10 protein-coding genes are annotated in these 13,685 nt (G+C 55.4%); 7 read left to right on the plus strand and 3 right to left on the minus strand.

Annotated features, from left to right (window positions below):
* Nucleotides 1-72: 72 nt before the first annotated feature.
* The 3 genes from msrQ to acuI form a co-directional block, all read right to left on the minus strand.
* Nucleotides 73-672: a protein-methionine-sulfoxide reductase heme-binding subunit MsrQ gene (gene msrQ, locus A8O29_RS02870; RefSeq protein WP_110510626.1), complete on the minus strand. Its 600-nt coding sequence runs from the start codon at nucleotides 670-672 to the stop codon at nucleotides 73-75.
* Nucleotides 673-1,674: a protein-methionine-sulfoxide reductase catalytic subunit MsrP gene (gene msrP / locus A8O29_RS02875; protein WP_125352528.1), complete on the minus strand. Its 1,002-nt coding sequence runs from the start codon at nucleotides 1,672-1,674 to the stop codon at nucleotides 673-675.
* A 78-nt stretch (nucleotides 1,675-1,752) separates the two neighbouring features.
* Nucleotides 1,753-2,727 carry an acrylyl-CoA reductase (NADPH) gene (acuI, locus tag A8O29_RS02880; protein WP_125352526.1) on the minus strand — a complete coding sequence of 325 codons (975 nt, stop codon included), beginning with the start codon at nucleotides 2,725-2,727 and terminating at the stop codon, nucleotides 1,753-1,755.
* A gap of 223 nt (nucleotides 2,728-2,950) precedes the next feature.
* Between acuI and csrD the strand changes: the two genes are divergently transcribed.
* From csrD to yhdP, 7 genes are all read left to right on the plus strand, one after another.
* On the plus strand, nucleotides 2,951-4,891 hold the full coding sequence (csrD, locus tag A8O29_RS02885; RefSeq protein ID WP_174081215.1) for an RNase E specificity factor CsrD: 1,941 nt from the start codon (nucleotides 2,951-2,953) through the stop codon (nucleotides 4,889-4,891).
* Between the two features lie 293 nt (nucleotides 4,892-5,184).
* Nucleotides 5,185-6,228, plus strand: a complete 1,044-nt coding sequence (gene mreB / locus A8O29_RS02890; RefSeq protein ID WP_110510622.1) for a rod shape-determining protein MreB — start codon at nucleotides 5,185-5,187, stop codon at nucleotides 6,226-6,228.
* A gap of 72 nt (nucleotides 6,229-6,300) precedes the next feature.
* Nucleotides 6,301-7,305, plus strand: coding sequence for a rod shape-determining protein MreC (gene mreC, locus A8O29_RS02895; protein WP_110510621.1), 1,005 nt, complete (start codon nucleotides 6,301-6,303; stop codon nucleotides 7,303-7,305).
* Nucleotides 7,305-7,793 carry a rod shape-determining protein MreD gene (gene mreD / locus A8O29_RS02900; RefSeq protein WP_110510620.1) on the plus strand — a complete coding sequence of 163 codons (489 nt, stop codon included), beginning with the start codon at nucleotides 7,305-7,307 and terminating at the stop codon, nucleotides 7,791-7,793. The genes mreC and mreD overlap by 1 nt, the downstream gene beginning before the upstream one ends.
* A gap of 8 nt (nucleotides 7,794-7,801) precedes the next feature.
* Nucleotides 7,802-8,395 carry a Maf family protein gene (locus A8O29_RS02905; protein WP_125352523.1) on the plus strand — a complete coding sequence of 198 codons (594 nt, stop codon included), beginning with the start codon at nucleotides 7,802-7,804 and terminating at the stop codon, nucleotides 8,393-8,395.
* Nucleotides 8,385-9,854 (plus strand): ribonuclease G, encoded by a 1,470-nt coding sequence (gene rng, locus A8O29_RS02910; RefSeq protein ID WP_110510618.1) that lies wholly within the window; start codon nucleotides 8,385-8,387, stop codon nucleotides 9,852-9,854. Before A8O29_RS02905 ends, rng begins: the two co-directional genes overlap by 11 nt.
* Nucleotides 9,855-9,881: 27 nt before the next feature.
* Nucleotides 9,882-13,679, plus strand: a complete 3,798-nt coding sequence (gene yhdP / locus A8O29_RS02915; protein ID WP_125352521.1) for an AsmA2 domain-containing protein YhdP — start codon at nucleotides 9,882-9,884, stop codon at nucleotides 13,677-13,679.
* The last annotated feature ends 6 nt before the right edge of the window (nucleotides 13,680-13,685 follow it).

Here is a 13,685-nt window from a genome sequence, read left to right on the forward strand (position 1 = left end):
ATTATCAACCTCAAACCCAAAAAAGCCTGACGTAGTGCGGGAGTTCTGCGGGAAAGTGCACATTATCGTGAATTAACGCCACCACCGGCGGAACTTCTTAAAACGCCACGCTAAAAGCGCAAAAGCGGCGATTGCGTACAGGATCGGTTGCGGTGAGAGGATCTTCACCGACCACAGATAATGGATGGGGGCAAGGATCGCCACCAGATAGACGAAGTTATGCAATTTTTGCCAGCGCGCGCCCAGTTTTCGCTGCGCACGCTGAAACGAGGTGGCCGCCAGTGCCAGCAAAATCAGCCAGCTCACCAGGCCCAGCGTTAAATAAGGACGTGTGACCACTTCCTGCCCTAACAAACCCAGATTGTTAATCCCGAGCTCTAACAGCGCGTAGCTGGTGAGATGTAACGTCGCCCAGGCAAAACACCATAGCCCTAAAAGGCGGCGAGTTCGTATCAATAAAGGCTGTTTAGCGTAACGCGCCAGCGGGGAGACCAGCAAGGTAGCGAGCAGCAGTTTCAGAGCCATCCTACCGGTAAAGTGTTGAATATCCTTGGCAGGGTCAGCGCTGAAGTAGCCCTGGGAACCCGCCCAGAATAACCACACTAGGGGTAAAAAGGCGGCCAGATGCAGCACCACCTTGAGCCAGACAATCTGTTTAACCGTTAAGCGCACTCAGAAGTTCTCCCGTAAATTCAAGCCGCGGTACAGCGACGCCACCTGATCGGCATAGCCGTTAAACAACAGCGTCGGTTGGCGTTTGACGTCCAGTACGCCGCCTGAGCCGATAAAGCGCTCTGTGGCCTGCGACCAGCGTGGATGGTCAACATGCGGATTCACGTTGGCAAAAAAGCCGTATTCGTCAGGGGCTGCCAGATTCCACGTGCAGGGCGGGCGTTCGCGAGTCAGTTTGATACTGACGATAGATTTGATGCCTTTGAAGCCGTATTTCCACGGCACGGTCAAGCGGATAGGCGCCCCGTTTTGCGGCGGTAGCGCTTTGCCATACACGCCGGTGGTCAGCAGCGTCAGCGGATGCATCGCCTCATCGAGACGCAGACCTTCAACATAGGGATAGGAGAGACCGCCGCCGATAAAGCGATCCTTCTGACCAGGCATCTGCTCGGGGGAGAAAATGGTTTTGAAGGCGACGTATTTGGCATCGCTGGTGGGCTCAACCAGCGCCAGCAGCTTATGCAGTGGAAAACCAATCCACGGCACCACCATCGACCAGGCTTCCACGCAGCGCATCCGGTAGATTCGCTGTTCAAGTGGGAAACGTTTGGTTAACGCGTCGTGATCGAGCGTCAGCGGTTTAGCGACTTCTCCATCAATAGTCAGCGTCCACGGATCGGTTTTCAGGCTTCCGGCATTGGCAGCCGGGTCGGCTTTATCCAGCCCGAACTCATAATAGTTGTTGTAGCCTGTGACCTTATCTTCCGGCGTGAGCGCCAGCTGACTCTGCCATTCGGCAGGGCGAGAGAATTCGAGCGGTTTCCCGGACGGGGCCGGTGGCCTGTCGTTGCCCTTAAACCAGCTGAGCAAATCGGCCTGAGCGGTAGGCGCGAGCGTCATTGCGGTGGCGCTTATGCCTAACATCTTCAGCACCTGGCGGCGCTGGAGCATAAATACGGATTCCGCCGTTACATCAGCTTCCGTTAGTTTTTTCGACTTCATGGCTTCCTCCGTCATGCTTTTTTCCTAAGCATGACGGAGGTGTCTGATTAACGCGAATATGTCACGAAAATTTGAAGATTAGGCCACCTTCACCAGCGTGCGACCCTGAATCTGGTTGTTCATGATTTTTTCGGCAAACTCCGGCGCCTGAGCAAGGGTGATTTCCGTTGCGCTCTGGCTATAGAAGGAAGGCGGTAAATCCTGAACCAGACGTTCCCAGGCTTGTGTGCGGCGTGCGGCAGGGGTCATCACGGAATCGACACCCTGCAAACGGACGTTACGCAGAATGAATGGCATTACGGTGGTCGGCAGTGCAAAGCCACCCGCCAGACCACACGCGGCCACGCAACCGCCGTAGTTCATTTGCGCCAGCACTTTGGCCAGCACTTTATCGCCCACGGTATCGACCGCCCCGGCCCACAGCTGTTTTTCCAGCGGACGGGTTTCGGCGAATTCATCACGGCCAATAATACGGTTCGCGCCGAGGCTGCGCAGATAGTCATGCGTGCTTTCGCGACCGGAAACGGCAGCGACCTGATAACCCAGCTTGTGCAACAGCGCAATCGCCGTACTGCCCACGCCGCCGCTGGCACCGGTCACGACAATTTCGCCGTCCTGCGGTTTGACACCGGCGTCTTCCAGCGCCATCACGCAGAGCATGGCGGTAAAGCCTGCGGTGCCGATGATCATCGCCTGACGCGCGTCCATGCCGTGCGGTTGGGCGACCAGCCAGTCACCCTTCACGCGAGCCTGCTGAGAAAGGCCGCCCCAATGGTTTTCACCCACGCCCCAGCCGGTCAGCAGTACCTGCTGGCCCGCGTGAAAACGCGGGTCTTCGCTGCTGTGCACCACGCCCGCAAAATCGATACCTGGCACCATCGGGAAGTTGCGGATGATTTTGCCTTTGCCGGTAATCGCGAGCGCGTCTTTATAGTTGAGGCTTGACCACTGGATATCGACTGTGACATCACCTTGTGGCAGCTGGCTTTCCTCGATGGCCTGTACCGAGGCGAGAGTTTTACCGTCGTGCTGTTCTAAGATTAACGCCTGCATAATCGTTCCTCAGTTGCTCAATGATTGGAAAATAATTTTCGATGACTATACTCGGTAACTGAAACACGATGCCGATTTAACGCAATAAATTGCCAGATTCACTAACTCTGGTAGTATGCAGGGTCTTTTTGGCATGCTAGTTAGTGCTCACTAATTTCTTGCAATCCACCGTGGGTGTCCGGTCAACGTCGGGCTGTTTTTCATTAACGGAGTTAATACAGGGATGCGATTAACGACGAAATTCTCAGCTTTTGTGGCGCTTCTAACGGGCCTGACCATCTTTGTCACCCTCATTGGTTGTTCACTGAGTTTCTACAACGGTATTCAATATAAAGTGGATTACCGCGCCCGGGCTGTGGCGACAGTTATCGATTCACGCCTGGTCAGTACCCCTTTTGATCAACTCGACAACCAACTGGACGAAATTCTGGTGCCTGTCGATATCGTGCGCGTTGATTTCATCGTTAATGATAAAACCATTTTTAGCCACTCACGTAGTAGCAGCTATCGCCCGATGGGCAGCAGTATTCAGTACCGCGAACTGGATGTAGAGTCGGTGAAGCACCCGGGAATGACCCTCCATCTGGTGTATCAGGATCCGATGGTGAATTATTTCCACTCGCTGCTGACCACCGCACCTCTCACTATTGCCATTGCTTTTATGGTATTGATTATCTTCTTTTCGGTACGCTGGCTGCGCAATCAGCTGTCGGGCCAGGAACTGTTAGAACTGCGCTCCACGCGGATCCTCAACGGCGAACGCGGACAGCAGGTGCGTGGTTCGGTCCATGAGTGGCCCGCGCGAACCAGCAGCGCCCTCGATACGCTGCTGTCAGAAATTCAGTTTGCCGGTGAACAGCGCAGTCGTATGGATACGCTTATCCGCTCCTACGCGGCGCAGGACACCAAAACCGGCCTTAGCAACCGGATGTTTTTCGATAACCAGCTCGCAACGCTGCTCGACGATCAGGAAAAAGTTGGGGCGCATGGTATTGTGATGCTGATTCGCCTGCCGGAATTTGATTTGGTTCGCGACCAGTGGGGGCGTACGGCGGCGGAAGAGCACTTCTTAATGCTGATCAATATGCTTTCCACTTTCATGATGCGTTATCCTGGTGCGTTGCTGGCTCGTTATTACCGCAGTGATTTTGCCGTGCTGCTGCCGCACCGCACGTTGAAGGAAGCCGACAGCATCGCCGGGCAACTGTTAAAAGCGCTGGACTCGTTACCGTCGACTAAGATTCTCGATCAGGATGACATGATGCACATCGGCATCTGTACCTGGCGCAGCGGGCAAACCACTGAGCAGGTAATGGAGCACGCCGATGCGGCGGTCCGTAACGCAGTGCTTCAGGGCAGCAACAGCTGGGCAGTGTATGATGACTCTCTGCCAGAAAAAGGGCGCGGCAACGTGCGCTGGCGAACGCTCATCGAACAAATGCTCAGTCGCGGCGGCCCGCGCTTCTACCAAAAACCGGCGGTGCATTACGACGGCCGGGTTCACCATCGCGAATTGATGTGCCGCATTTATGACGGTAAAGAAGAAGTGATTGCCGCTGAATATATGCCGATGGTGATGGAGTTCGGTCTGGCGGAAGAGTACGACCGTTTACAAATCACCCGTTTGCTGCCTTTCCTCTCGTTTTGGCCCGAGGAAAATCTGGCTTTGCAGGTGACGGTCGAGTCGCTCATCCGGCCCCGGTTCCAGCGCTGGCTGCGTGATACGCTGATGCAATGTGAAAAAACACAGCGAAAACGGATTATTTTTGAACTTGCAGAGGCAGATGTCTGTCAACATATCAGCCGCTTACAGCCCGTGATGCGTTTGATTCGCGCGTTAGGGGTTCGAGTCGTGGTGATTCAGGCCGGGTTGACGCTGGTCAGCACCAGTTGGATTAAAGAATTGTCGGTGGAAATCGTCAAGCTGCACCCGGGCTTGGTGCGTAATATAGAGAAACGCAGTGAAAACCAGTTGCTGGTGCAGAGTCTGGTCGAAGCCTGTAAAGGAACATCGACTCAGGTTTTCGCCACCGGATTGCGGAGTCGCAGCGAGTGGCAGGTGTTAAGAGAGTGCGGTGTGCTGGGTGGTCAGGGCGATTTTTTTGCTGCGTCACAACCACTTGACACTAGCGTAAAAAAATATTCGCAAAGATACTCTGTTTGATCTGCCGTTTGTCGTGTTTTCACGTAGAATAACGCGCGCTGTTTCTCCGCGGGCGTTATTGAGTGCCCGCCAACAGGCGATACAGAACATGCCAGTGATCGTCCTTTGACAGGTTGCAATGTAAGCGAGGAACGCTGCGGCTCTGACAGTGTCAGGTCGAAATTGTAACAAAGGAAACGAACTGCACTAATTTTCACCGTTGCAGATGATTTTTGCGCCTTGTCGCTGCTGCGTGTGGTTGGTAAAGTAAGCGGATTTTGTTTCCGCCCCAGCTTTCAGGATTATCCCTTAGTATGTTGAAAAAATTTCGTGGCATGTTTTCCAATGACCTGTCCATTGACCTGGGTACCGCGAATACCCTGATTTACGTAAAAGGACAAGGCATCGTACTGAATGAGCCTTCCGTTGTCGCCATTCGCCAGGATCGTGCCGGTTCACCGAAAAGTGTGGCTGCCGTCGGTCATGAAGCTAAGCAGATGCTCGGCCGTACGCCGGGCAACATTGCCGCTATTCGTCCAATGAAAGACGGCGTTATCGCCGACTTCTTCGTGACTGAAAAAATGCTGCAGCACTTCATTAAACAGGTTCACAGCAACAGCTTTATGCGCCCGAGCCCGCGAGTTCTGGTGTGTGTGCCGGTAGGTGCAACTCAGGTTGAACGCCGCGCAATCCGTGAATCTGCTCAAGGCGCTGGCGCCCGTGAAGTGTTCCTGATTGAAGAGCCAATGGCTGCTGCAATCGGTGCGGGTCTGCCTGTCTCTGAAGCAACCGGTTCTATGGTTGTGGATATCGGTGGTGGTACGACCGAAGTGGCCGTTATCTCCCTGAACGGCGTGGTGTACTCCTCTTCCGTACGTATCGGTGGTGACCGTTTCGACGAAGCCATTATTAATTATGTGCGCCGTAACTACGGCTCTCTGATCGGTGAAGCCACCGCAGAGCGCATCAAGCACGAAATCGGTTCTGCTTACCCAGGCGACGAAGTGCTTGAAATCGAAGTACGCGGTCGTAATCTGGCAGAAGGCGTTCCACGCGGCTTTACCCTGAACTCCAACGAAATCCTCGAAGCGCTGCAAGAGCCGCTGACCGGTATCGTGAGTGCGGTAATGGTTGCCCTGGAACAGTGCCCGCCGGAACTGGCTTCCGACATCTCAGAGCGTGGTATGGTTCTGACTGGTGGTGGTGCGCTGCTGCGTAACCTCGACCGCCTGTTAATGGAAGAGACAGGAATTCCTGTCGTAGTTGCAGAAGATCCACTGACCTGTGTTGCCCGTGGCGGCGGCAAGGCACTGGAAATGATCGACATGCACGGCGGCGACTTGTTCAGCGAAGAGTAGTCAGCCAGAAGTCTGGGGTAGCGTTTGTGCTGCCCCTTGATTTCTTCACTGACACGAGAATACGCAAAGCCTATGAAGCCCATTTTTAGCCGTGGCCCATCGCTACAGTTTCGCCTAATTCTGGCGGTGCTGGTGGCGCTTGGCATCATTATTGCCGACAGCCGCCTTGGTGCGTTCAGTCAAATCCGAACGTACATGGATACTGCTGTTAGCCCTTTCTATTTTGTTTCCAACGGTCCTCGTGAATTACTCGACGGTATTTCGCAAACTCTGGCTTCCCGCGATCAGCTTGAGCTGGAAAACCGTGCCCTGCGTCAGGAGCTGCTGTTAAAAAACAGCGATCTGCTGATGATGGGTCAGTACAAGCAGGAAAACGCCCGTCTGCGTGAATTGTTAGGTTCGCCGCTGCGTCAGGATGAGCAGAAAATGGTGACCCAGGTTATCTCTACCGTTAACGATCCGTATAGCGATCAGGTGGTTATCGATAAAGGTAGCGTCAACGGCGTCTACGAAGGTCAGCCTATTATCAGTGATAAAGGCGTGGTCGGTCAGGTTGTGGCCGTCGCGAAGCTGACCAGTCGAGTGCTGCTGATTTGTGATGCGACCCATGCGCTGCCAATTCAGGTACTGCGCAACGATATCCGCGTGATTGCGGCCGGTAACGGCTGTACTGACGATTTGCAGCTGGAACATCTGCCTGCCAATACCGATATCCGTGTCGGTGACGTACTGGTGACGTCCGGCCTCGGCGGTCGTTTCCCGGAAGGGTATCCGGTTGCGGTTGTGTCGTCGGTTAAGCTGGATACGCAGCGTGCGTATACGGTGATTCAGGCGCGTCCAACTGCAGGTCTGCAGCGTCTGCGTTATCTGCTACTGCTGTGGGGTGCCGATCGTAACGGCGCGAATCCGATGACGCCTGAAGAGGTACATCGTGTTGCCAATGAACGTCTGATGCAGATGATGCCGCAGGTTCTCCCTGCCGCCGATTCCATGGGGCCGCCGGCACCTGTTCCGCCGCCTGCGACGGGAATCACTCAGCCTGCACCGGCTGCTGCGCCTCCGTCAGGAGGGCAGTAGTGGCAAGCTACCGAAGTCAGGGACGTTGGGTTATCTGGCTCTCGTTTCTGATAGCCCTTCTGTTACAAGTCATGCCCTGGCCGGACAACCTGTTGGTATACCGGCCAAACTGGGTTCTGCTGATCCTGCTCTACTGGATCCTCGCTTTACCGCATCGGGTCAATGTTGGCACAGGTTTCATTATGGGTGCCATACTGGATCTGATCAGCGGTTCAACGCTCGGCGTACGTGCGTTGTCCCTCAGTATCATTGCCTATCTGGTGGCGCTGAAATATCAGCTGTTCCGTAATCTGGCGCTCTGGCAACAGGCGCTGGTGGTCATGATGCTGTCGCTGGCGGTAGATATCGTTGTTTTCTGGTCAGAATTTTTAGTGATCAACGTCTCTTTCCGACCGGAAGTGTTCTGGAGTAGCGTCGTTAACGGTGTACTCTGGCCATGGCTTTTCCTGCTGATGCGCAAAGTGCGCCAGCAATTCGCGGTACAATAAAGGTTTCTATGACAATGCTTTATCTTGCTTCCGGCTCCCCGCGTCGTCAGGAGCTGTTAACTCAATTGGGTGTGAGCTTCGAACGTCTGGTACCCGGAATTGAGGAGCAACGTCAGCCACAGGAAAGCGCGCAACATTATGTTGCGCGACTGGCTCGGGAGAAAGCGCAGGCGGGCGTCATGCTTGCCGCGCAGGACTTACCGGTGCTGGGTGCCGATACCATTGTGGTTCTGAACGGTGAAGTGCTGGAAAAACCGCGTGACGCTGAGCACGCGGCAGTCATGCTGCGCCAGCTTTCCGGGCACACGCATCAGGTGATGACCGCCGTCGCGTTAGCGGACAGCAAACACACCATCGACTGCCTGGTGACCACCGAAGTCACGTTCAGAATCTTATCAGATGACGATATCATGGGGTACGTCGCGAGCGGCGAACCGATGGATAAAGCAGGTGCATACGGTATTCAGGGGCTGGGTGGCTGTTTTGTCAGGAAGATAAATGGCAGCTATCACGCCGTAGTCGGCTTACCGCTGGTGGAAACGTATGAGTTGCTGAGCAATTTTAACTCACTGCGTGAGAAATGGGATAAACATGACGGCTGAATTATTGGTTAACGTAACGCCATCGGAAACCCGCGTGGCGTACATTGATGGCGGTATTCTTCAGGAAATTCATATAGAGCGTGAAGCGCGACGCGGAATCGTAGGCAATATCTACAAAGGTCGTGTCAGTCGTGTACTCCCAGGGATGCAGGCGGCATTTGTAGATATTGGCCTGGATAAGGCCGCGTTTCTTCACGCTTCTGACATCATGCCCCACACCGAATGTGTGGCCGGGGAAGAGCAGAAGCAGTTCACCGTTCGCGACATTTCCGAACTGGTGCGTCAGGGCCAGGACCTGATGGTGCAAGTGGTCAAAGATCCGCTGGGCACCAAAGGCGCGCGTCTGACGACTGACATCACCATTCCTTCTCGTTACCTTGTGTTCATGCCGGGCGCGTCTCACGTGGGCGTGTCTCAGCGTATTGAAAGCGAAGCCGAGCGCGATCGTCTGAAAAACGTGGTGACAGCTTACTGCGACGAGCAGGGCGGGTTCATCATCCGTACCGCGGCAGAAGGCGTTTGTGAAGAGGATTTATCCTCTGATGCGGCGTACCTCAAGCGCGTATGGACCAAGGTGATGGAGCGTAAAAAACGCCCGCAGACCCGCTACCAGATGTACGGGGAACTGGCGCTAGCCCAACGCGTGCTGCGTGATTTTGCCGATGCAAAGCTCGACCGTATCCGCGTCGACTCCCGTCTGACCTTCGAATCGCTGATGGAATTCACCGCAGAGTACATGCCGGAGATGACCAACAAGCTCGAACATTACAGCGGCCGCCAGCCTATTTTCGATCTCTTTGACGTCGAAAATGAAATCCAGCGTGCGCTGGAGCGGAAGGTGGAACTGAAGTCGGGCGGTTATCTGGTTATCGATCAGACCGAAGCGATGACCACTGTCGATATCAACACCGGTGCCTTTGTCGGCCACCGAAATCTTGACGACACCATTTTCAATACTAATATCGAAGCGACGCAGGCCATTGCGCGTCAGCTGCGCCTGCGTAATCTGGGCGGGATTATCATCATCGATTTCATCGATATGAGTAATGAAGATCACCGCCGTCGGGTGCTGCATTCTCTGGAACAGGCCTTGGGCAAAGATCGCGTGAAAACCAGCATTAACGGCTTCTCGCAGCTCGGTTTGGTGGAAATGACCCGTAAGCGCACACGCGAAAGTGTGGAGCACGTGCTGTGTCACCAGTGTCCAACCTGTCATGGTCGTGGGACGGTGAAAACGGTCGAAACGGTATGTTACGAAATCATGCGTGAAATTGTCCGCGTGCATCATGCCTATGATTCCGACCGCTTCCTGGTCTACGCCTCAGCCGCCGTGGCTGAAACCCTGAAAGGGGAAGAGTCTCATGCGCTGGCGGAAGTGGAAATCTTCGTTGGCAAGCAGGTAAAAGTCCAGATAGAACCGCTCTACAATCAGGAGCAATTCGACGTGGTGATGATGTAGTTTGCGGGCAGTTACAAGGAGAGATGCGTGAGGCGTTTGCCTGGAATCTTACTGATCACGGTGGCAACATTGATTGTTATCGTCGCGCTGCTGGTCAGTGGCTTGCGTCTCGTTTTGCCGCAGCTGGACAAATGGCGTCCGCAGCTGCTGGAGAAAATTGCGGAGTCTACCGGACATCCCGTCGAAGCGTCACAGCTTAAAGCCAATTGGGAAAACTACGGCCCGACGCTGGAAGTCCGTGATATCAAAGCCGGGCTGAAAAACGGCGGTCAGATGTCCGTTAAACGCGTGACGCTGGCGCTCGACATCTGGCAAAGCCTGCTCCATTTTCGCTTACAGTTCCGCGAGCTGACCTTCTGGCAGTTGCAAATTCGCACCAACACCCCTCTGCAACATAATAACAGCAGCGGCCAACTGAAAACGGACCGCATCGGCGATCTGTTCCTGCGCCAGTTCGATCAGTTTACCCTGCGCGACAGTCATTTAAGTTTCCTCACGCTCTCCGGCCAGCGCGCCGAACTCGCTATCCCGCAACTGACCTGGATGAACGGTAAAAACCGCCATCGCGCCGAAGGTGAACTGAGCCTGTCGAGCCTCACCGGCCAGCACGGGGTGATGAAAGTGCGCATGGACTTGCGCGATGAGAACGGCCTGCTGAATGAAGGGCGACTGTGGGTGCAGGCCGACGACATCGACGTGAAGCCGTGGTTTGGCCGCTGGATGCAGGACAACATCGCGTTGACCTCGGCCCGTTTTAGCCTTGAAGGTTGGATAGACCTTGATAAGGGCGATATCTCGAGTGGTGACGTTTGGCTGAAGAAGGGCGGCGCGAGCTGGAAGGGCGATAAGAAATCCCATGACCTGTCCGTCGATAACCTCACGGCACACATTACCCGTGAAAATGCGGGCTGGGCGTTTCATGTCCCGGATACCCGCATCGCCATAGACGGAAAACGCTGGCCACAGGGCGCGCTGGCCATGGCGTGGATCCCGGGGCAGGACGTCGGCGGAAAAAATAACGTGCGCAGCGACGAGCTGCGTATCCGTGCCAGCAATCTCGAACTGAGCGGGCTCTCAGGCCTGCTGCCGATTGCAGAAAAACTCTCGCCGTCGCTCGGTGACATTTGGGAAACCACCCAGCCTGCAGGGCAGATTGACGCCCTGGCGCTGGATATTCCATTACAGGCGACCGAGAAAACCCGTTTCCAGGCGGCCTGGAGTAACCTGGCATGGAAGCAGTGGAAGCTGCTGCCGGGCGCTGAACATTTCTCTGGCCGGGCTGAAGGCAGCGTCGAGCACGGTTCGGTGAACATCAGCATGGCTGATGCCAAAATGCCGTACGAGACGGTGTTCCGCGCGCCGCTGGAGATTGCCAAAGGCGTCGCCAACCTGTCATGGGTCAATAACGAAAAAGGTTTCATGCTCGACGGCCGCGATATCGACGTGCAGGCGAAAGCACTTCACGCTCACGGCGGCTTCCGCTGGCTACAGCCGAAAGGCGATGAGCCATGGCTCGGTATTTTGGCGGGGATCAGCACCGATGACGGCGGTCAGGCGTGGCGCTACTTCCCGGAAAACCTGATGGGCAAACAGCTGGTCGATTACCTCAGTTCAGCCATCAAAGGCGGCCAGGCGGATAACGCCACGCTGGTCTACGGCGGTAACCCGCATCTGTTCCCGTACAGGCACAACGAAGGTCAGTTCCAGGTGTGGGTGCCGTTGCACAACGCCACCTTTGCCTTCCAGCCAGACTGGCCTGCGCTGACCAACTTGAATATCGACCTCAATTTCCTGAATGACGGTTTGTGGATGCAGGCGGACAAAGTCGCGCTCGGCGGCGTGACGGCGCACAACCTGAATGCAGCTCTCCCGGACTACTCGAAAGAGAAGCTGATTATTGATTCGCAGATTACCGGGCCAGGCAAAGCGGTCGGGCCCTATTTCAAAGAGACGCCGCTGAAGGATTCCCTTGGCACCACGCTTGATGAGCTGCAGCTGGATGGTGATGTGAATGCTCGCTTACATCTCGATATCCCGCTCGACGGCAAACAGGTACTGGCGAAAGGCGACGTGCGTCTGGCTAACAACAGTCTGTTTATCAAACCGCTTAACAGCACGCTGAAAAATCTCCGCGGTGGATTCACCTTTGAAAATGGTGATTTGAAAAGTGGGCCAATGACCGCCAACTGGTTTAATCAGCCGCTGAAGGTCGATTTCTCCACCACCGAAGGGCCAAAAGCCTATCAGGTGGCGGTGAACATGGACGCCAACTGGGACCTAAACCGGACCGAGATGTTGCCCAAGCAGATTAACGACGCCGTCAGCGGTAGCGTGCCGTGGCAGGGTAACGTTGCGATTGAATTACCTTACAAAGGCAACGCCAGCTATAAGGTGGATATCGCGGGCGACCTGAAGAATGTGAGTAGTCGCTTACCTGCGCCGGTGGATAAGAAAGCCGGGGAGCCGTTACCGGTGAAACTGAACGTTGAAGGCGGCTTGAGCCGCTTCGATTTGACCGGCAGTGTGGGCACGACGGACCATCTCAACAGCCGCTGGCTGCTGAATAAAAAGCTGACGCTCGACCGGGCCATTTGGGCTTCTGACAGCCGCAGCATGCCGCCGTTGCCGGATTCCTCCGGCGTCGAGCTGAATTTACCGCCGATGGATGGCGCGCAGTGGATGGCGTTGTTCCGCAAAGGCGCCGCCGACGGCGTGGGTAACGCAGCGGCCTTCCCGGAACGCGTGACGCTGCGAACGCCGGCGCTCACCATGGCGGGTCAGCGCTGGAATAACCTGAGTATCGTTTCACAGCCTTCAGCAGACGGCACCCGCGTGGAAGCGCAGGGGCGTGAAATCAACGGCACGCTGACGCTGCGCGACAATGCGCCGTGGCAGGCTGCGATTCGCTATCTCTATTATAACCCGTCCCCGAAAACCACCACCGGTGAATCTCTGGGTCAGGGGATAATGAGCAATAACCGCATTGATTTCCAGAATTGGCCAGACTTGCAGCTGCGCTGCGCGGAATGCTGGCTGTGGGGGCAGAAATATGGCCGCATTGATGGGGATTTCGCGATCAAGGGCAACACCCTGTCGCTGGCTAATGGCCTGATGGATACCGGATTTGCGCGCCTGACTGTAGACGGAGAGTGGGTGAACGCGCCGGGTAACGAGCGCACCTCACTGAAAGGCAAACTTCGCGGTCAGAAACTGGATGCGGCAGTGAATTTCTTCGGTGTCTCCACGCCAATTCGTGATTCGTCGTTCAATCTGGATTATGACCTGCACTGGCGCGATGAGCCGTGGACGCCGGACGTGGCATCGTTGAACGGCATTCTGAAAGCGCATTTGGGCAAAGGTGAGTTCACGGACATCAGCACCGGCCATGCAGGCCAGCTGCTGCGTCTGCTGAGCGTGGATGCGCTGCTGCGTAAGCTGCGTTTCGACTTTAGTGACACCTTCAACGAAGGGTTCTATTTCGATTCCATTCGCAGTACCGCCTGGATTAAAGACGGCACGCTGCATACCGACGACACGCTGGTGGATGGCCTCGAAGCCGATATCGCGATGAAAGGCTCAGTCAACCTGGTGCGCCGTGAGCTGGATATGGAAGCCGTGGTCGCGCCGGAAATCTCCGCCACCGTCGGGGTCGCTACCGCGTTTGTCATCAACCCGATTGTCGGTGCCGCCGTGTTTGCCGCCAGTAAAGTGCTGGGGCCGCTGTGGAGCAAAGTATCGATTCTGCGCTACCACATCAGTGGGCCTATCGATCAGCCTCAAATCAATGAAGTGCTGCGCCAGGCGCGCGGCGATAAAAAGCAATGATTTGAC

This window comes from Scandinavium goeteborgense, assembly GCF_003935895.2.
In the GTDB taxonomy this organism is placed as follows: Bacteria; Pseudomonadota; Gammaproteobacteria; order Enterobacterales; family Enterobacteriaceae; genus Scandinavium; species Scandinavium goeteborgense.